A 20,058-nucleotide genomic window follows, 5' to 3' on the forward strand; every position below is an offset into this window, starting at 1 on the left:
GCCCGCGCCGCGAGGACGGACGGGGAACGCCGCCGCATCGACGGCGTCAGATCTCGCCGGTCGGCACGCAGTTCTTGGCGTTGTGGCACTGGGCCTCGCACAGGTTGACGTACGTCTTCCCGTTGTCGCACTTCACGGGGCCGTAGATCTTCGGGCAGAGGCAACGCCCCGCCTCGGCCTCGCTGAGGAGGCTCGACACGCCGAGCACCAGCGCGAACGCGAACGCCGCGGCCACCGCGATCCGGATCGTCTGCTTCATGATGGAACCCTCCTGTGCGGGGGATCCTACACCTCCGACTCGACCCCGTGCGCGAGACCTCCCACACCGCCGGCGTCTACGCGAGCGTGGTCGAGGCGGGCGAGGTGCGGGAGGGAGACGACGTCGACGAGGTTCCGGCGTAGACTCCCGCGCGAACGCCCATGACGGAACGGGACGGCCGGACACCGGGGGGGATCTTCCCCGCGACGCGGTGGTCGGCGATCGAGGGGACTCGAAGCGCCGATCCCGACGTTCGAGCCCGCGGTACGCGACCAGCTCGGCACGATCGTGATGCTCTCCTCGCTCAAGAGCGTGATCGCGGGGTTCCTGATCGGGATTCTCGCGATCTTCGTCCGGCGTCGCGCGGTGATCGCGATCGCCGGACTGGTCATCGGCCTCGTCCTGGCCGGCCTCGTGGCGATGCAGCCGGACCCCGCCACGGGGGAGCACTATTACGCCCAGATCATGATCCCGGGGGCGATCGTCGGCCTGCTCGTGGGCTGGGCGACCGCCCGTTACGGCGACAAGTCCGCCGCGAACGCGGCGTGAAGGAGAATCCGATGAGCCCCGCGAAACCCGTCCCCGACGGTTACCACACGGTCACGCCGCACCTGGCGATCCGCGGCGCCGCCCGCGCGCTGGAGTTCTACGCGAAAGCGTTCGGCGCGGAGGAGGTGTACCGCATGCCCGGGCCCGACGGCACGGTGCTGCACGCCGAGATCCGCATCGGGGACTCGATCGTGATGCTCGGCGAGGAAGCGCCGCAGATGGGGGCCGTCTCCCCCGAGACGCTCGGCGGATCCCCGGTGAGCCTGCTGCTCTACGTCCCCGACGTCGACGCGTCGTTCGCGCGCGCGACCGCCGCGGGATGCGTCGCGCAGATGCCCCCGACGGACATGTTCTGGGGCGACCGTTACGGGAAGCTGAAGGACCCGTTCGGACACGTCTGGAGCATCGCGACCCACGTCGAGGACGTGGCGCCGGAGGAGATGGCGCGCAGGATGGCGCAGTCGATGTGAGTGGATCGGGGGGCTCGCCGCCGAGCCCCCCGGATCCGGTCAGGGTTTCGCGGCGGCTTCCGGCACGACGTCCCAGGCCCCCCGGGCGTCGAGGAACATCACGCAGTCCTCGCTCCCCTCGCACCGCGCGGCGTGCGGCGCTCCTCCCGTGAACGAGAAGAACGATCCCGGAGGAACCCGGGTCTCCTTCCCGTCGACGACGAGCACGAGATTCCCGGAGACGGTCGTCACGTAATGGTCCGCCGAATGGTGGTGGAGCGGCGTGACGAGTCCGGCGGCGTATTTCAGGAAGAAGTGGCTCGGCCCCTTGGCCATGTCCCCGTCGACGGTTGCCGAGCTCACTCCCGGGATCTTGCCCGGCGTCCAGGTCAGCTCCGCACGCGGCTTGACGACGGCGGCGCCCTTGCCCGCCAGGACTTGACCCGGAACGACCAGGGCGATCGCGGCGACGCATACGAGGATTCGTCTGTTCATGTGGGCCTCCTTCCGCGGGACCATGGAGCCCTGCGGTGCACGCTGTCTACCATCCAGTAGGTAGGTTGGCAAGCGAAGTTCGGGAGGCCCGCCCGGACGGCGCGCGTGTTAACGTCCGCCCACGGAGGCGGCCGATGCCCGCGAAGCGCGACACCGCGAACCGGATCCTCGACGTCGCCGAGCGACTGGTCCAGGTCCGTGGATTCAATGCCTTCAGCTACGCCGACGTCGCAAAGGACGTCGGGGTCCGGAAGGCGAGCCTGCACCACCACTTCCCGACCAAGGGGATCCTCGGTGCCGCGTTGATCGAGCGCTACCACCGCCGGTTTTTCGAGGCCCTCGCCGCGATCGATGCCGACGACGCGGACGCGGGGGACCGTCTCGAGGCGTACGCCGGGCTCTACGGCGCCGTGCTCCGGCGGAAGCGGATGTGCCTGTGCGGTATGCTCGCGACCGACGCGGCGACCCTTCCGAAGGCGATGCGGGATCGGATCGCCGGGTTCTTCGACGAAAACGAGACGTGGCTGGCCGGGGTCCTCGAGGCGGGACGTCGTCGCGGTGAGCTCCGGTTCGACGGCCCGGCCACCCCACTCGCCGAGGTCATCGTCAGCTCGCTCGAGGGGGCGATGCTCGTGTCGCGGGCGAGCGGAAGCGCCAGGCACTTCGATCACGTGGCGAAGCGGCTGCTCGACAGCGTGCGTCCCCGGGAAGGCCGCAGGGCTCCCCGGCGCTAGGCCTGGCGCGGCGCCCCGGCCGGTGCCGGGACGCCGCCCCTTCGTTCGAGATCAGGCCAGGTCGAACCGGTCGAGGTTCATCACCTTCGTCCACGCCGCCGCGAAATCGCGCACGAACTTCTGCTTCGCGTCGTCGCAGGCGTAGACCTCCGCGAGGGCGCGCAGCTCCGAGTTCGAGCCGAAGACGAGGTCGACCGCCGTGCCGGTCCACTTCACCTCGCCGCTTCTCCGATCGCGACCCTCGTAGAAGTGCGCGCACCGCGCCGACACCTTCCACTCGAGGTCCATGTCGAGCAGGTTCACGAAGAAGTCGTTCGTCAGCGTCTCGGGTCGCTTCGTGAAGACGCCGAGGTCGGAGCGCCCGGTGTTCGCGTTGAGGGCGCGCAGGCCGCCGACGAGCACGGTCATCTCGGGCGCGCTCAGCGTCAGCATCCGGGCGCGCTCGACGAGCAGGTGCTCCGCCGGCAGCGTGTTCGACTTGCCGTAGTAGTTGCGGAACCCGTCCGCCGTCGGCTCGAGCACGGCGAACGACTCGACGTCGGTCATCTCCTGCGTCGCGTCCGTCCGCCCGGGCGAGAACGGGACGTTCACGTCGACGCCGGCGGCCTTCGCGGCCTTCTCGACCGCCGCGCAGCCGCCCAGGACGATCAGGTCGGCGAGCGAGATCTTCCCGGATTCCTTCTGGATCTTCCCGAGGGCCTCCAGTGCCTTCGCCAGCAGCACCGGATCGTTGACCTCCCAGTCCTTCTGGGGCGCGAGGCGGATGCGCGCGCCGTTGGCGCCGCCGCGCTTGTCGGTGCCGCGGAAGGTCGCGGCGGACGCCCAGGCGGTGAAGACGAGTTGGGAGACGGACAGCCCCGACGCGAGGATCTTCGCCTTGAGCTCGGCGATGTCCTTGTCGCCGAGCGACGGAAGCGTGGCCGGGGGCACCGGGTCCTGCCAGATCTGCGGCTCTTTCGGAACCTCCGGGCCCAGGTAACGCGAAATCGGTCCCATGTCGCGGTGGGTGAGCTTGAACCAGGCCTTGGCGAAGGCCTCCGCGAACTGGTCCGGGTGCTCGTAGAAACGCCGCGAGATCTTCTCGTAGGCCGGGTCGAACCGCAGGGAAAGGTCGGTCGTCAGCATCGTGGGAACGTGACGCTTGGACGGATCGTGGGCATCGGGAATGACGGCCGGCGCCCCCTTGGCGACCCACTGGTGCGCCCCCGCCGGGCTCTTGGTGAGCTCCCATTCGTAGCCGAACAGGTTCTCGAAGTAGTTGTTGCTCCACTTCGTCGGGGTCGTCGTCCAGGTGACCTCGATGCCGCTGGTGATGGTGTCCCCGCCCTTCCCGGAGCCGAAGGTGCTTTTCCAGCCCAGCCCCTGGGCCTCGATCGGCGCCGCCTCGGGATCCGGCCCGACGTGGGACTCGGGGCCCGCGCCGTGGGTCTTGCCGAAGGTGTGCCCGCCGGCGATCAACGCCACCGTCTCCTCGTCGTTCATCGCCATCCGGCGGAACGTCTCGCGGATGTCGCGCGCGGCCGCGATCGGATCGGGATTCCCGTTCGGACCCTGCGGGTTGACGTAGATCAGCCCCATCTGCACGGCGCCCAGGGGGTTTTCGAGGTCCCGGTCGCCGGAGTAGCGCTCGTCGGCGAGCCACGTCCCCTCGGGCCCCCAGTAGACGTCCTGCTCGGGCTCCCAGACGTCCTCGCGCCCGCCGCCGAAGCCGAAGGTCTTGAATCCCATCGACTCGAGCGCGCAGTTGCCGGCGAGGACCATCAGGTCGGCCCACGAGATCTTCTTGCCGTACTTCTGCTTGACCGGCCAGAGCAGCCGGCGCGCCTTGTCGAGGTTCACGTTGTCGGGCCAGGCGCTCAGGGGCGCGAAGCGCTGCGTGCCGTTCCCCGCTCCGCCGCGCCCGTCGTGAATGCGGTACGTGCCGGCGCTGTGCCACGCCATCCGGATGAACAGCGGACCGTAGTGGCCGTAATCGGCGGGCCACCAGTCCTGCGAGGTGGTCATGACCTTCTCGATGTCCTTCTTCAGCGCGGCGAGGTCGAGCTTCTCGAACTCCTCGGCGTACTTGAAGGCCTCGCCCATCGGATCGCCCGCGGGCGGGTTCTGGTGGAGGATCTTCAGGTTGAGCCGGTTCGGCCACCAGTCCTGGTTCGACTTCGCCCCGCCGGCCGTGCCGCGCAGGCCCCCCGACATCGGACACTTGCTTTCGCTCGACATGCTTCCTCCCATCGTCTCCGGTCGACTTCCTGAGTCAGACTCGCTCGCCTTCAGGAGCGTTTTCCTTTCGCCGACGATTTCGCACATTCCGCGCACAGGCCGCGGAAGATCACCTGCGCTTCGTCGATGATGCTTCCGGACGGTCCCACCGGGGGCCGCAGACACGGCTTGCGACCCTTCCAGCAGGGGACGTCCTCGATCCCGCCGCAGCCGCGGCAGACGAAGTGGTGGTGCCAGACGTCGCTGGCCTCGTAGAGGGCCTTTCCCGGGCCGGTGTCGGCGGGCATGACGAGCGACGCCCCGGTCAGGTCGGCCATGACGTTGTAGATCGTCATGCGCGGGATCGAATGGCCGCGCTTTTCGAGAAGGTCCACCACGTCGTCGACCGAGCGGTGGCCTCCGACCTCGCGCAGCACGGCGTAGACCAGCGTTCGGGGCCGGGTCGACCGAAGCCCCGCCGCGCGCAGCCGCTCCGCGGCGTCGAGCTCGGCGTGGGTCGTCTTCCTCGGCATCCCGGCTCCCGTGTCCGACCCCACGCTAGCACGAGTGTTTGACAATATCAAAGTAAGGCCGGGACCTTCCTGGGATCTTCCGTTGATGTCGCATCCGACCGGTGACAAACTCCCGCGGCTCGAGAGTCCCCTCGTCCGGGGACCCGCCGGGAGGGGTTTTCTGCGTGAGTGACGAGGCGCCCGGGTCCGGACCGAGGCTCGGCGACGTGCTGCCCGGACTGGGTGTCGTCGCGGCGGTGGCCGTCGCGGCGCGCCTCCTCCACGCCGCCCTGCCGGAGTCCGTCGGCAGGGTCCTCGGCGAGGTTTTCTTCGCGGTGCTTGCGGGACTGGCCCTCGGGAACGCGTTCCGGCTCCCGGCGGCGACGGTTCCCGGAATCCGGTTCGCCTTCGAGACGGTGCTCCGGCTGGCGATCGTCCTGCTCGGCGCCGGCCTGTCGTTCGTCGCCGCCCTCGCCATCGGCGTGAAGGCGCTGGCGCTCATCGTCCTGCTCATGGTTCTCGCGCTGGCGACGACGCACCTCCTGGGGCGGCGCCTCGGAGTCCCCGCGAAGCTGGCGTCCCTCATCGGCGTCGGGACGGCGGTGTGCGGGAACTCGGCCATCAGCGCCACCGCGCCGGCGATCGGCGCCAGGGACGAGGACGTCGCGTACGCCATCGCCACGAACACGCTCTTCGGAACCCTCGCGGTCTTCGCCTATCCGCTGATCGGGCACGCGTTGGGGCTCGGGGATTCCGCGTTCGGGACCTGGGCGGGGACCGCGGTGAACGACACCTCGCAGGTCGTGGCGGCGGGGTTCGCCTACAGCGACGCGGCCGGGCAGGTCGCCACCGTGGTCAAGCTGACCCGCAACGCGCTCATGGGCGTCGTGATCGTCGTGATGGGGTTCCTCCACGGGCGCGCGAGCCGCGGCGAGGGCCTCGGGACCCGCCTCCGGCAGTCGGTGCCCTGGTTCGTGGTCGGGTTCCTCGTCGTGGCCACCCTGAACACGCTGGGCCTGTTCACGTGGCTGACCGGAGCGCTGGGGACCGACGTTCCGCAGGCGATCCGGTGGACCGCCCGCTCGCTCATCCTCCTCGCCCTCGCCGGGGTCGGCCTCGGCACCCGGATCGACGCGATGCGACGGACGGGCCTGCTCCCGCTGTGGGTCGGCCTCGCCGCCGCCGTCGTGACCTCCGTCGCGAGCTACGCCTGGATTCGTTTCGTCGGGCCGGTCGGATAGCCCTACCAGGTCCCGATGAGATTGACGAACGCGCCCTGGTGGTCGTAGCTCAGATCGGTCAGGTCGTCGGAGAAGTCCGTGAAGTTGTAACCGACGCCGGCCTTCAGGTGCTCGCCGAAGTAACGGTAGACCGCGACCAGCGCGCCGCTGCGGCGTTGACGGACATCCGGCAGGTCGAGCATGCGCACTTCGGCCAGGCTCTCCCAGCCCTTGCGGAAGCGCCAGTCCGCGCGCAGCACCGCGAGCTGCGCGGCATTGTCGAAGAACCGCCGATCCTCGCGATCGAGGCTCACCTGTCCCAGGCGGTAGGCGACCTTGCCGCCGATCGACCAATCGGCGGTGACGTCGTAGGTGAGATCGAGCGCCGCGACGTGGCTTTTCTGAATGAACCCGACGGCCGTGTTCTGCACGCCCACCTGGTCGGTGGTCGGGACGTTGTAGAAGTACGTGTACTTGGCCAGCGCGTTCAGCCGGTCGTTGCGCACGGGGCGGTAGGCGTAGCCGACCACGAACTCGGTGTAGCCGCCGTCATGGAACTCGCCGAGCGAGCTGTCGCTGACCGAGTGGTTCAGCTTGCCGACGACGCGCCAGTCCGGCGTCAGCTGGATCTTGACGTTGTTGCGGAACAACCACGCGGTCCTCTCGGTGCGCGTCGTGTCGAGCTGCTCCGCGTCGTCGCGGCGGTACTCGATCGCGGTCGAGAACTGGATCGACTCCGCGCCGTAGCCCAGACGGACTCCGATCGCCTTGCGATCGGTCTCGGCGCCGGTCTGCGAATCGCTCAGCGTGCCGAACTCCGCGCTGCCTCCGACGTTCCAGCGTTCCCTGGCCACGAGCCGGATTCCGGTGGCGTGCGTGAGGCCGCTCACCGACCCGCCGTTCTGGTACCGCTCCTCCAGGTAGACGCTGGAGCTGTCGGAAAGCCTCCGCTTCACGCCGGAGACCAGGTTGCCCCTTCGGACGTTCAGGCCGTTGTCCGTCCGCTCGTTCTCCAGCGAATAGTTGAGGTAGAGGCTCGTCCGCTCCGATTGGAGAAAACTGGTTCCGATCCGGCCGCCGGCTCCGAGGTCCCCGTCGGATGCCTCCGCATCGATCCGGAAGCGATGCGTCAGGCGATACGAGCCGCCCACGCCGATGCGGCCGTTGTCCGGACGGCCCTCGTCCGACGCGACCGTCTCCTGCACGAAACCGTAGGCGCGCCACTTGGCGCCGGGGTCGAACAGGACCTGCGCGACCGCGTCCGTGCGCTCACCCTGCTCCTGAGTCGCGGGAACGACCGGCGAACGGTCCTCGCGCAGGTCGTTCCTCACCCCGGCGCTGACGCTCCACGTTTCGGTCACCTTGAATCGGGCATCCACTTCGATCGCCCGGGTCTCGAGCCCCTGATCTTCGGTCTTCTGATCGCCCTTGGCCGCCACGCTCAGGCGCTTGGTCACGGGCATCCGGAACGTGCCGCCGTATTGCTCGGTGTCCTTGATCGTCGCCTGCCCCGGCGCCGAGTAGCCGGCGTCCCGGTTCTGCACGTACAGGGTGACGCGGCCGTCGCGGCCCTCGAAGACGTCGCCGAGTCCGACGCTCAGGTCGGCGCGATAGGCCGCGGCTTCCGCGTCGGTGAACGAAAGGTCGTCGGGACCCTGGAACCCGAACCCGCCGTCGTCCGAACGCAGCGCGCTGGAGACGAGACCTTCGCTCCGGCCCGCCTGCACCTTGAACCAGGAGTCGGCGCTCATGCGCAGCGTCAGGTCCGCGGCGGCGAGGTTGCTGTCGGCGTCCCCTTCGTCGTTGGAGTTGGCGGTCACGCCGACCCGCACGTGGTCGTTGAACCAGTAATGGCCCTGGCCGCCGACGGCGACCGCATCGAGCTCGTCGAAGCCCGGCGTGTACTCGTAACGCGCCACGAGGTACGCCTCGTCGCCGCTCAGGCCGCTGCTGCGCACGAGCAGGTTGTCGTCGGCGGTCGACGAGAGCGGTTCGGTGAGGAGCAGCCGGCCCTGCAGGTAGTCGATGTCGTAGTCCATGCCCGGCCGCAGGTTGACCACCCCGGTGACGATGCGCGAGTCCTTGTCGCGGATCTCGATGCGCACGCGCTCGGAGCCCGTCAGGACGTCCTGGTGGCGCAGGAAGTAGAGCGATCCTCCCGTTCCCCGGAACTCCTCGTAGCTGGGCATCGTTCCGGGGTCGGCGGCGAACCCGTCCACGGCGGCGCGCGGCGCGCCGAAGCCGGTGGTGGCCTCGGACCCGTAGTGCGCGTTGGCTCCGTACAGGCCGCGATCGACCTGGGCGAGCTCGTTGCCCGTGAAGTCGATCTTGAAATTGCCCCACATCGCGTAGTTCGCGCCGCGGCTGGCCTTGACGTAGAACTTGCCCTGGGTCGGCGCCATCTCCTCCACGACGCCGTCGTCGCCGAACGTCGGGTAATAGGTGTCCGGATCGATGCGCCGGAACAGCGAGTCGGGAGACTTGTCCAGGAAGTTGCTGAACAGGTCCTCGATCGGGCCTTCGCGGGTATCCGCGCTCGCCGTCAAACGCCAGTGCTCGCTGATCTTGCCGTTCAGGTAGAACGCCAGCCGGCCGTCGAGCGTGGAATCGTACGGCTGCGGCGCATCCTCGCCCTGCAGCAGCTCCACCGGCCCGTTCGCGCGGTTCTCGGAGAGCGTGACGTCGGCGAGGCCGACGTAGAACAGGTCCCTGCGCTTGAACTCCAGGTCGCGCAGGTACAGCGACCCGTTGCCCGCCTCGTCGAGCACGGCGACTTCGACCGTGTGCGCGCCGGCGGGGAGGATCTCCTCCGCGGCGAAGTTGCCCTGCGGATCGACCGGCACCGGCCGGCCCGCCACCCAGACCGTGTGGCCCGCGGGGATGCCGCTGCCCCGGACCTTCACCGTGCCACCGTCGAGGGGGATCTGACGGCGCGCCAGCGCGCTTTCGCCGTAAACGGCGAGCAGGTCGTGCGGCGGCTCGGTCGCGGAGGCGCCGGACGTCGCGACCTCGGGGGACGGCTCGGGGTACAGCCACAGCGGCCGCGCCTCCGTCTCGTCGAAATGGTCCTTCGCGTCGTAGGCGCGCAACACGTACTTGAGCTCGCGCGCCGGGTCCGCGAGCAACTCCGCGGCCGGTTGCCACTCCGCCCGGCCGGCGGCGTCGACCGCGACGATCGCGAGCGGCGCGTCCTGCAGCGACTGCTCCTGCTCGAAGATCCGGATCTCGGCCCGCTCGATGAAGCTCGCGTAGTTGTCGTACGTCCGGAAACGCACGACCGGGGCGACGGGACCGTGCTCCGTGCGGCTCACCGCCACGGCGGCCGGATGCGCCGCGACGCCGAGCCGCGGCCGGGATTCGAGATTGTCGAAGCGGAACTGGATCCTGGCGTCGTCGAGCGCGACGTCGGTGCAGCGCTGGACGTCGGAGGAGGTGCGGCCCGGATCGTCGATCGGTTTGCCGTCCACGGTGATGCGCATCACGTTGAGCTCGTAGGCGCTTTTCGGACGCAGCTCCCGGGTGATGGGCGTGATGTCCACGCCCTCGTAATCGTCGAGCGGCATCGGTTCGTCGTACACGGCCTGCACGCGCACGAACGACCTCTCGCCCTGGGTGAAGCCGACGTTCACGACGTCGTCGGACTGCACGTAGCCGCGCCCCTCGTGCTCCGCCCGGGCGTTCGACAACGCGGGATCCTGCTTGAGGGCGTCCATGGTGCGGCGCGCCCGCGCGGCGGACAGTCCGATGTCGTCGCCGTACACGGACGCGGTGCGGCGGTCGAGGCGCTCGTTCTTCGTGTAGCCGATGAACCGCAGCCGCGCATTGGTCCGACCGGAGATGTCGGTCAGCGCGCGATTCAGGACCGCGGCGTAACCGGGAGGAAGGACCGGCCGGCCGTCGGCGAGCTCGAGCGTGGGGATGGTGCCCCAGGGGGGGTCGTAGACCTTCGTCACCATCTCGTCGCCGGCGTCGCCGGGACAAAGCTGCGGCTCTTCCGGGAGCTCCTGGAGCGCGTCGTCGTGCCAGAACTCCACCTCGACCCGGCGATTCAGCGTCCGTCCCTGCGCGGTGTCGTTGGAGGCGAGCGGCTGCGAGGCGCCGCGCCCGTCGCTTTCGATCGCCGCGCTCGGAAGTCCCAGGGTCTCCTGCATCGCCAGGGCGACGCGGAGCGCCCTCGCCTTCGACAAGGCCAGGTGGTCGCCGTAGATGCGCTCGTCGCGGTCGGTCAGCGGCGCGTCGTCGGTGTGGCCGATGAACCGGACCGTCACCCGCTGCTTGTCCCCCAGGTTGTGGAGCGCCTGCCGGACCTGTCGGGCGAAGTCCTCGGAGACGGGGGTGGTCTCGTCCTCGTAATGCAGCGGTACGACGAGGTTCTTGACGCGCGAACGCCGCGCATGACCTTCCCTGTACTTCAGCTTGCAGACGGTCTCCATCCGGCAGACCTTGATGCGCTTGATGTCTTCGGCGACGACGACCTCCTCGTCCCGGAGGTCCTTCCGCGGCTCGTCGTACCAGACCTCCACCTCGACGCGTCGGTTCTGGGCGCGGCCCTCCTCGGTCAGGTTCGAGGCCACGGGCTGCGTGTCGCCGGCCCACTCGTAGGTGATGGCCTCGGGGGGCAGACCGAGCGCCGTCTTGAAGTACTCGGCCACCTCGCCGGCACGTTCCCGGGAGAGGCCCGCGTTGTCCCCGAAGACGCGCACCAGCCCCTCGGAAAGGCGTTGGGAGTCCGCGTGGCCGACGAAGTGGACGCGGACGTTCCTGCGCTGCCGCATGCCCTCGAGGAGCTTGGCGAGCTTTTCGACGTGGCCGGGCGGAATCTCCGCCACACCCGATTCGAAACGGATGGGCGGAACGACGTTCTTCAGCTTGACGGTCTCGAGCTTCTGGCCCTCGACCTGCCGGACCTCCAGCCGATCGCCCCGCTCGAGATCGAGCAGATCGGGGTCCTGCGACCATCGCCGGAACGTCTGGTCGCCGGACAGGTGCCGCTCGACCGGCTCGCCCGGCGCGGCCTCGTCGACCGGCTCGGCGCTCGCCGCGGCGGTCGTCAGGAGTCCGAGGATCAGCAGCAGATGGCGGTGCTTGCTCATGCCGCTCACCTGCCTTCCTGCACGGGCACGTCGGGTTTCCCGGGCGGGGCGCCGCGGCGCCAGAAGACCTCGGCCTCGATCGTGAGGCGGTAGCCGCCGGCCTCGGCCCAGGCTTCGGTCAGCTGCTGCCGAACCGCCGCCACGCGCGCGTCGACCAGCGCCGACTCCTCCGTGTCGGCGACGTAGGAGAGGCGCAGGACCGCCGGCGCCTTGCGAAGCTCCCCGAGAAGGAGATCGAGACGCGGCCGCCACTGGACGCGGATCTCGGTCGTGTCCGGCTCGAAGACCGCATCGGAGAGGTCGATGGCGACCACGCGGTGGATCGACGCGCCGAAGTTGATCTTCAGGGCCTTGCCGCGCGTGGCGCGCCGGACCTGCACCTGGTCGGTCGACATCCGGAAGCCGCTCGGCAGGGTCCGGTCGTCGAGCTTCAGCACGAAGTTGCTGCCGCGGCTCTCGTGCGGCGTGATCGCGCAGGTGATGTGGTACCGGCCGTACGGATCCGTCGTCGCCTGCAGACCGCGAGCGGTCACCACGCGCACGCCGGGCAGGCCGTCCTCGCCGTCGTCCTGCAGCCCGTCGCGATCGACGTCGTTGAAGACCTTCCCGGTCACGTCGGTGCAGTCGAACGTGGGATCGGGCACCACGCGCACGGCGGCGGTCGCTTCGCCGGACATCGCATTGCCGGTCGCGCCCTGCACCACCTGCGCGCGGTTCACGAACTCGCCCTCGCCCACGCCCGCGCCCACGGCGAGCAGCAGCTTCACCGTGCGCACCTCGGTACCCGCGAGGACGAGGCCGTCCCAGCGCAGCTCGCGTCCCGCGACCGACGGCTCGGTCGGCACCCCGTCGAGGACGGCGGAGCCCTCGACGTAGGTGAATCCAGCCGGGAAGCGATCCAAAAGGCTCACGTCGGTGAGCAGCAGCCCGGCGGCGTTGTTGACGGTGATCACGTACGGGACCTGCTGCCCGCGGGTCACGTTCCGCAGCGGCGTCGTCTTGGAGATCCCGACCGAGCCGTTCAGTTGCGGATCGAGCGGGATGTGGTTGTTGAAGATCTGGCTCGTGCCGGGGGCCTGGCTGCCGTCCAGCATCAGGTGGACGCGGTAGACCGTGCCCGCGCTGCGTGCCGGAACCGAGGCCGCCGGCGCGAACTCCGTGGGCTGCACCTCGCAGAACAGGGCGGTGCCCGGCAGGGCGTCGTCGACGGTTCCCGGGCAGGCCGGCACCGAGAACGCCGCGGTCGTCGCGTCGGAGGTCGGCGGGATGATCTGGGAATAACCCGCGAGGTAGGTCGTCCCCGGGGGCGCCGTCACGCCGATGACGTAGTCCCCGCCGCTCGGGCAGGCCGGGTCGCCGAAGTTGAGGTCGAACTTGTAGTAACCGTCCGCGAGCGTGACCTGCCCCTGCTGGGCCGCGTCGTCGAAGCAGTTCTCCGGGAGGGGCGAGGCGCCGGCGGCGTTCAGCAGGGTGAGGGTCGCTCCGGCGATCGGGACGCGCGCGACCGAGTTGTAGACGACGCCGTTCGGATCGATCGGCAGGTCGAGTCCCTGGAGGTTGGCCCCGGACGCCACGACGACGCCGTCGATCCGCTGCGGCAAGTTCGTGAACGGCGACGCGGCGCGCCCCAGCATCGCGGTGTTCGGCCCCGCGCCGGGGGCCCGGAACCGCAGCACGTAGGGGGTGGCCGCGTCGTTCGGCTCGACGTTGATGATCCGGTAGGCGCCGCCGGCATCGGTCAGCGACGTATGGAGCAGCTGACCGCCGCGATAGAGGTCCACCGACCAGCCCGCCAACGCCCGCTCGCCGGTGTCCTGGGCGTCGTCGAAGTCCGCGTCGTGCCAGACCGACCCGTTGAGGATGGCGACGCCGGGGATTCCGCCGACGGTGATCGAGACGCTGGCGCTCGCCGTGAGCGTCGGGGTGTTCCACGCGACGACGCCGGTGTTCGTGACCACCGTGCCGTTCGCGAGGCCGGCGTCGAGCACGGCCCGGAACCGCAGCGTCACGGTCGCGCCGGGATCGAGCGGGCCGTAGACCGCGCCGTAGTCGGCGGTGATCGACGCTCCGGCGACGCCGACGCCCGACGCCGAGCCGTTCATCGTGGCCGATCCGGGCACGTAGGCGAGCTGGCCGGCGGGCAGATCGTCGGTGAGGACGACGTTCTGGGCCGGGACGGCGGCGATGTTCGTGACCGTCACCAGGTATTCGAGCGTCGCGCCGGGGACGGCCGGGCCGCCGCCGACCACGACGACTTGCTTGGTGATCGTCAGCTGCTGGGCCGCGCCGACGACGACGACCGTCGGCTGGGCGCCGTTCGCGGGGTTGCCGTCGCTGTCGGTGAGCAGATCCGGAAGCTCGACGGTGTCCACCACCGCCTGGTTGACGATCAGGGTCCCGTCGGGGGTGCCGAGGTCCACGCGCAGGTCGAACGCGACGACGGCCGTCGCCCCGGGCGCGATCGTGCCGAGGTCGATCCCCGAGGCGAGCGGGGCGACGCCCCCGTCCGGCCGGCCGAACGGCTGCGCGTTCCGCGTGGTCGAATCGGCGACGTAGGTCGTGTTCGCCGGAACCGCGTCGGTCAGGACGACGCCGGTCGCGGGGATCGTTCCCGAGTTCTGGACGGTGATCGTGTAGTGCAGGACGTCGCCCGGATCGACGACCCCCGGCGAGCCCAGGTCCACCGCCAGGGCGACCACCTTCGCGGCGTAGAGCAACGGGTAGTTGCCCACGACGTCGCGCGTCGGGTCGTTGGGCAGCGGCGTGTCCGGATCGTCGGACGGCTGATCGATGACGCCGCCGGCGGCGGCCGTGACGAAGCCCTGGTTCGAGATCACGGTCCCGTCGAGGACGTTCGGATCCACGACGACGTCGAACGTGACGGTCGCGACGTTGGCCGTTCCGGCCGACGCGTCGGCCGGCATCGAACCCGGCGTCGGATCGGCCGGCGAGTGGATCGGAATCCCGTTGACGAGCGCGGACGTGCCGCCGACGTCCGCGAGCGGAGCGCCGTTCAGGGTCGTGGTCCCCGCGACGTACGCCGTGTTCACCGGGATCGCGTCGCGAAGGACGACGCCTACGGCATCGGCGTTGCCGATGTTCTTGACCGTGATCGTGTAGCGGAGCGTCTCGCCGGCGAGCAGGACGTTCGGATCGCCGGTCAGGTCCGTGGAGATCTTGTGGATCCGGAAGGCGGGCGACGCCTGGATCGTCACCCGCGTCGGATCCTCGTCCCCCGCGACCAGCGGGTCGGCCGTGCCGTTGACGTTCGGGTCGTCGCTGAGGGCGACGACCGTGCCGCTCGGAAGGCGCGACGTCGACTGGTTCGTGACGACCGTGCCGTTCGCGAGGTTCCCCGCCAGCGTGATGTCGAACTGGACCAGCAACTCGCTGCCGGCCGGCAGGCTCAGATTGCGGATGTCGAGGACGCCGGTCCCGTTGGTGCCCCCCGTCGCGCTCGTGTTGCTCGTGTCGGCCCCGGGCGGGACCGTGACGAGCGTGAGCGAGCCCGGCACGTACGCCGGCTGCGGGTTGAGCGCCCCCAGGTCGTCGAAGATCCGGAAATTGGGGATCGCCTGGTCGGTGGTGCGGAACCGCAGGGTGTAGCGCAGCGTGTCGCCGGGGGCCGCCGTCGTCGCGGGATTCACCCCTGTGGTCACGTTCGCGGCGGTCTTCTCGAAGAAGAAACCCGTCAGCGCCACCGTCACGGTGTGCGCGTCCTCGTGGTCGGCGACCCCCACCGTGCCGTTGGTGAGCGTCCTGTTGGTGGCCACGCGGTCGGGATTGCCGCCGTCGCCGTTGAACCACTGGATGGCGCCCGCGACGTTCGTGAGCGCGACGCCGTCCTGCGTGTCGTCGTCGAGCTGGGTCCGGTAGCGGACGATCAGCCGCTCGTTCGGGCCGATCGCCGCCGCCGGCGTCCGCATCGTGAGGTCGAGCCGGCAATCGGGCGCGGCGGAGTAGCTCACCGTGTAGTCGCTGCCCGCGAGGAGCGGACCCTTCCCCGGGACCGGGGTGACGCCGTCGGCCGCGAAGACCCGCGCGCTCAGGATCTCGGGGGTGAGGTCGCACATGCCGCCGGTGGCGCCGTCCGGGAGCAGGTCGCGCAGCGCGACGTCCCAGGCGTCGGTCAGACCGGTGTTCCGGACGTCGAGGGCGAACGTCCCCCACTGCCCGAGGTTCATCGTCGCCGGGCCCGACTTGTCGGCGACGAGCACCGGCGCGGCGATCGTCAGCGGCGGCGAGACTCCGTTCTCGCCGGGCAGGGGCTCGTAGAAGACGTCGTCGATGAGCCGTCCGAAGTCCCACCGGGCCGTGTTGACGAACGAAGTCCCGGGCGTGTTGAGGACCGGGTCGTCGTTGAGGACGACCGTGAGATCGATGACGAACTGCCGCCCGGCGGCGACGACGGGGATGTCGTCCCAGGTGAGAAATCCCCCGACGTCCGTGAAGGTGTGCGGAACGGGAGTCCCGTCATCCTCCCAGTAGATGCTGTAGCCGACCAGGCTGAGATTGACGCCCGTGGTGTTGAGGTCGTCCCAGACCGTGATGCTGTGCAGATCGTTGAGACTTCCCTGGTCGTCGATCACGGTGCCGGTCGCCGGGTCGAACAGGACCGGGATGACGAGCTTCCACGTGAACGGCACGCCGATGGCGGCGGTCGTCCGCGTGGTCGGGACGTTCTGCTTGTCGATCTTCTCGACCGGGATCAGAAGGCTCAGGCAGTGAGCCTGGACCGAGGAGGACGCGCTGTTGACGAACCAGATCTTGTTGCCCTGCGAGGGGAGGTTGCAGGACATGTTGCCGGTGTGCACGACGTTGTCGAAGATGAGCAACCAGCTCGTGGGGTTGTTCCCCTCCCAGCTGATGTTGCTGGTGAGCGGATTCGACGCGGGGTAGTTCCGGATCGTGCAATTGCCGTCGATGTTGATCTGGGGGGGAGGGACGGGGTAATTGACGAAGCCGTCGACGATGCCGCCGGCATCGGCGACGCAGTCGATCGCCAGCGCCTCCGAGGACGCGCCGATCGACAGGGCGACGAGCAGCAGCAGGAGGATCGTTCTCCCGCCGCCCGCCTTCGCACCGATGGAATCGCTGAACATGTACGCCCTCGCTCCACTCACCCAGCGCAATCGCCGACGCGGGGACCGAGGCAGTCCTTTTCCCGGACTGGATTTCGGCGGTCCCGCCGTCGTGGGGCCCCGGGGGCCCTTTAGACCGGTGACTTTGCGTCGCCACCTTTCGATGGCTTTGCCTTTGTCAAAATCGCGTCGTGGTCAACGGATCACATGCGCGGCATCCCCCATCCTCGCTTCCGGCCTCACGCGGCCGGCAGGAAGTCGATCGGGTAGACGATCGTCAGGGCCTGCACGTCCTTGGCGCCGAAGTTGATCGTTCGGACGCGATTCACGACCTGATCGGAGAGATCCGGCGCGTTCATGTCCGTCGACTGCAGCACGCACATCGAGACGCTTCCGTCCGGCTCGATCGTCAGGCGCAACACCATCTGGCCGCGCAGCGTGGGGTCCTTGCGCAGCTCGCGGTTGTAGAGCCGGTAGAACGACGCCTTGTAGCGGTCGAAGACGATCTGGATCTCCTCGTCGGTGCGGGAGAGCCCGGGCCCGCCGTGCGCCAGCGGCCGCTCGCCGCCGCCGATCGACGCGATCGGGCTCGTCGCGCGGCCCACGGGGAGACCCTGGGCCGCGTCTCCGCCGCCTCCGCCTCCGCCGCCCCCGCCTCGACCGTTGCCGTGCAGCGCACCCGGGCCGCCGCCTCCGCCGTTCCCCACGGACCGGCTCAACGAGGCGAGGTTGATGCCGCCGCTCGAGCCCGGCGTCTGGGTCGTCAACATGGAGCGCGACGACCCTTGCGGCGCGTCCTGGGCATCGCTGAGCCGCGCCTGGACTCCGAGGCGCGGCGCGACCTTGTCCTGGGTCAGGCTCACGAACTTGTCCTTGAACGCGAGAATTCCGGGTTTCCCCGCCTTCACCTGAGGCTCCGCCTCGGCGTAGGCCGGCCCCTCCGGAAGGTGCGGATCTCCCTCGCCGACGGGCCCCGGCGCCTTGTCCGGCTGCGGATCCGCCGCGGCATAGGCGGGCGCGGCGGGCGCTCTGGAATCCCGCGGCTCGATCGGTTTCGGCGCGTCGCCCGGTTTCTGCTGCTCCGGCGGCTTCTGCGCGACCGCCGGCGGCGGCGGCAGCACCTTCGCCTTCTCCTGACGGACGAGTTGCGCGAGGCGTCTGGGCACGTCGTCCGGCCGGAAGCGCTTGGGGAGCGGCAGGTCGATCATCGGGAGCAGGGCGCCGAGGACCGCGCTCGCGACGAGCGATGCGGCCAGTGCCTTGCGGAAACGCCGGTCGTCCTCGCCGCCGCGCGCCCACGCCATCACCATCGTGCGGGCCGGCTCCGCACCGGCCTCGCGCTCGACGACCCATTCGAGCTTTCGACGCTCCTCGTCCTCCCGGGCCTGGTAGAGGTCGTCGCCGAGGATCTCGAGGTTTTCCTCTTCGCGACCGATGCCGTCGAGGATCGCCCGGCGTCGCTCCTCGAGCTCGGCGAGCTGGGCCTGGAACGCGGCGACGCGGCTGCGCGCCCCGCGCAGCTGCTCCGCGACGCGTGCGGGCTCGAGGCGCTCGCCCCAGAAGAGCGAGGCGACGCCAAGCTCCCCGAGTTTCTCGAGGGAGCCGCAGGCCTGATCCAGCAGCTCGTGCTGGATCCGCCGAGGCGCCAGGCTCTCGACCTCGTCGTCGACGACGCGCAGATCCGCGTTCAGACCCTGCAGTCTGCCGCGCACCTGCTCGACCCGAGTGCGCAGTTCCTGTTCTTCCTGAGACTTCATGCCGTGCACCTGGTCATCTCTGTCTTAGGTGGTTTGCGCGGGCTTCTCGACCACGGCCAGCGACACTCGCGTGTAGCCCTGCGCCGTACACGTGGCCAAGACCTTCTTCAGGACGCTGAAGGGAACCGACTTGTCCGCGAGAACCGTGACCTCCTGGCTCGCGGCGACGGCCTGCGTGCTCAAGCCGATGACGCTTGCGCTCAGCTCGGCGAGCCGCGCACCGATCGGCTCGATCTCCGCGTTCCCGGAGGCCTGGATGTCCGCAACGCGCGCGACCGGCACGCCCTGCACGAGGACCTCGTCCCTGCTGACGAAGATGACGACCGTCTCGCGGGGCTTCGCCTCGACCTCGGACTCCGGCAGGGTGATCTGCTTGGGTTGCTGCAGCACTTCGCTCGTGGCCGAGTTGACGATGAGGAAGAACACCAGCGTGACGAAGACGTCCATCAGGGACGTCAGGCTCAGCTGCGGGACGCCACCCCGGTTGCGCGTCATGCGCGCGATGCGGCGCGAGGTCTTCATGGCGCATCTCCTATGGAAATCGCCGTGAACAGGTCGGCCCGGCCGGCCCGGCCGCCGTCGCGCGTCCGGACGCTTCGCACGGTGTCCATGACCTGGACGAGATGGTCGTATTCGATGTCGGGCTCGAGAAGCACCGAGGCGTCGTCCTTCTGCGGGTACTCGCCCTTGATCGCCACGAGGTACTCCGAGAGTTTCGGCAGGTCGTACGAGCCGCCCACCTTCGGAATCGCGGCGATCACCTGCGAGCCGTCCATGATCTCGAGCCCGGCCTCGCGGACGACGACCTCGACCCGGAAGGTCGGGCTCGTCGGCGCCTCGCCCTTCGCGCTCGGCAGATCGAGCTCGGCGATCGTGATCCGCGAGAAGACCGCCGTGCTGAGCAGGAACGGCACGAGGCACATCATCAGATTCATGAAGGTCGTCATGTCGAGGTCTGCCGCCGCCTTCTGGCGCAGGCGGTAATGATGTGCTCTCGCCATACCCGTTACGCCGTGACCTGGCGCTTCGCCAGCGAGGTGATCACGTTGAGGGCCTTCACGGAGGCCATCTCGAGGCTGTTCACGATCTGGCCCGTCTTGGCCGTGAGCACCGAGTGCGTCACGAGCAGCGGGATCGCGACGATCAGCCCGAACGCCGTCGTGTTCATCGCGACCGAGATGCTGGCCGACAGCAGGTCGGCCTTCTCCGCGGGATTGGCGTTGCCCACCGCGGTGAAGCCCTGGATGAGGCCGATGATGGTACCCAGCAGGCCGAGGAGCGTGGCGATGTTCGCGCCGACCGCGACGTAGGCCGTGCGCTTCTCGAGCTGCGGGATGATCTCCATCATCCCTTCTTCCATCGCGATCTCGATGTCCTCGCGCCGCCGCACCGCGCCCTGGCGCGCGAGCCCCAGGCCCAGCAGCCGCGACACGGTGGAGTCGTCCTTGCTGGTCAGCTCGCGCGCCTTGTCGAAGTCTCCGCTCGCGAGCGCGGGCTGGAGCTTGCTCCACATGCCCTCGTTCTTGCGGATGATGCGCGTGAGCGTGACGTAACGCTCGATCGCGATCGCGGCGCCGACCGCGGCGACGACCAGGATCGGATACATGAAGGCGCCGCCCGCCTCGAAGAATCTCACCACCACGTGCACGAGCTCCATTGCGGAGTCCTCCTGAGAAGTTCCGTGACCGCGCAGCTCGCTAGGGCGCGCTGCGT

General features: G+C 69.5%; 14 protein-coding genes and 1 riboswitch. Of the genes, 4 read left to right on the forward strand and 10 right to left on the reverse strand.

What is annotated here, in order from left to right; translation table 11 throughout:
- Positions 1-46: 46 nt before the first annotated feature.
- The gene (locus tag VF139_18050) at positions 47-259 is read right to left on the reverse strand and encodes a hypothetical protein (protein HEX6853305.1); all 213 of its coding nucleotides are present in this window, start codon (positions 257-259) and stop codon (positions 47-49) included.
- Positions 260-550: 291 nt separating this feature from the next.
- Here VF139_18050 and VF139_18055 point away from each other — a divergent pair, with 291 nt between their 5' ends.
- Together VF139_18055 and VF139_18060 are read left to right on the forward strand one after the other, a co-directional pair.
- The gene (locus VF139_18055; protein HEX6853306.1) at positions 551-808 is read left to right on the forward strand and encodes a hypothetical protein; all 258 of its coding nucleotides are present in this window, start codon (positions 551-553) and stop codon (positions 806-808) included.
- Between the two features lie 11 nt (positions 809-819).
- The gene (locus VF139_18060) at positions 820-1,278 is read left to right on the forward strand and encodes a VOC family protein (GenBank protein HEX6853307.1); all 459 of its coding nucleotides are present in this window, start codon (positions 820-822) and stop codon (positions 1,276-1,278) included.
- A gap of 39 nt (positions 1,279-1,317) precedes the next feature.
- Here VF139_18060 and VF139_18065 read toward each other — a convergent pair whose 3' ends face one another.
- The gene (locus tag VF139_18065; GenBank protein ID HEX6853308.1) at positions 1,318-1,752 is read right to left on the reverse strand and encodes a cupin domain-containing protein; all 435 of its coding nucleotides are present in this window, start codon (positions 1,750-1,752) and stop codon (positions 1,318-1,320) included.
- 134 nt (positions 1,753-1,886) lie between these two features.
- Here VF139_18065 and VF139_18070 point away from each other — a divergent pair, with 134 nt between their 5' ends.
- Entirely contained in the window at positions 1,887-2,486 is a 600-nt protein-coding gene (locus VF139_18070; protein ID HEX6853309.1) for a TetR/AcrR family transcriptional regulator, read from the forward strand.
- Between the two features lie 51 nt (positions 2,487-2,537).
- On the opposite strand, the gene katG is transcribed toward VF139_18070, so the two are convergent.
- Together katG and VF139_18080 are read right to left on the reverse strand one after the other, a co-directional pair.
- Entirely contained in the window at positions 2,538-4,703 is a 2,166-nt protein-coding gene (gene katG, locus VF139_18075; GenBank protein ID HEX6853310.1) for a catalase/peroxidase HPI, read from the reverse strand.
- Positions 4,704-4,753: 50 nt separating this feature from the next.
- Positions 4,754-5,215, reverse strand: coding sequence for a Fur family transcriptional regulator (locus VF139_18080; GenBank protein HEX6853311.1), 462 nt, complete (start codon positions 5,213-5,215; stop codon positions 4,754-4,756).
- 164 nt (positions 5,216-5,379) lie between these two features.
- Between VF139_18080 and VF139_18085 the strand changes: the two genes are divergently transcribed.
- The gene (locus tag VF139_18085; GenBank protein ID HEX6853312.1) at positions 5,380-6,435 is read left to right on the forward strand and encodes a putative sulfate exporter family transporter; all 1,056 of its coding nucleotides are present in this window, start codon (positions 5,380-5,382) and stop codon (positions 6,433-6,435) included.
- A 2-nt stretch (positions 6,436-6,437) separates the two neighbouring features.
- Here the strand turns inward: VF139_18085 and VF139_18090 are convergent, their stop codons facing one another.
- The 6 genes from VF139_18090 to VF139_18115 all read right to left on the reverse strand — a co-directional run.
- The gene (locus VF139_18090; protein ID HEX6853313.1) at positions 6,438-11,507 is read right to left on the reverse strand and encodes an OmpA family protein; all 5,070 of its coding nucleotides are present in this window, start codon (positions 11,505-11,507) and stop codon (positions 6,438-6,440) included.
- A gap of 5 nt (positions 11,508-11,512) precedes the next feature.
- Entirely contained in the window at positions 11,513-16,609 is a 5,097-nt protein-coding gene (locus VF139_18095) for a hypothetical protein (protein HEX6853314.1), read from the reverse strand.
- Between the two features lie 73 nt (positions 16,610-16,682).
- Positions 16,683-16,772, reverse strand: a riboswitch (cyclic di-GMP riboswitch).
- Positions 16,773-16,827: 55 nt separating this feature from the next.
- Complete coding sequence (locus tag VF139_18100; GenBank protein HEX6853315.1) at positions 16,828-18,345, reverse strand: AgmX/PglI C-terminal domain-containing protein; 1,518 nt, start codon at positions 18,343-18,345, stop codon at positions 16,828-16,830.
- A gap of 24 nt (positions 18,346-18,369) precedes the next feature.
- Positions 18,370-18,867: a biopolymer transporter ExbD gene (locus VF139_18105; protein HEX6853316.1), complete on the reverse strand. Its 498-nt coding sequence runs from the start codon at positions 18,865-18,867 to the stop codon at positions 18,370-18,372.
- Positions 18,864-19,346 (reverse strand): biopolymer transporter ExbD, encoded by a 483-nt coding sequence (locus tag VF139_18110; protein ID HEX6853317.1) that lies wholly within the window; start codon positions 19,344-19,346, stop codon positions 18,864-18,866. The genes VF139_18105 and VF139_18110 overlap by 4 nt, the downstream gene beginning before the upstream one ends.
- Positions 19,347-19,351: 5 nt before the next feature.
- Positions 19,352-20,058: MotA/TolQ/ExbB proton channel family protein (locus tag VF139_18115; GenBank protein HEX6853318.1), on the reverse strand; the 707-nt coding region annotated here is incomplete at its 5' end.

It is taken from the genome of Candidatus Polarisedimenticolaceae bacterium, assembly GCA_036376135.1.
In the GTDB taxonomy this organism is placed as follows: Bacteria; Acidobacteriota; Polarisedimenticolia; order Polarisedimenticolales; family DASRJG01; genus DASVAW01.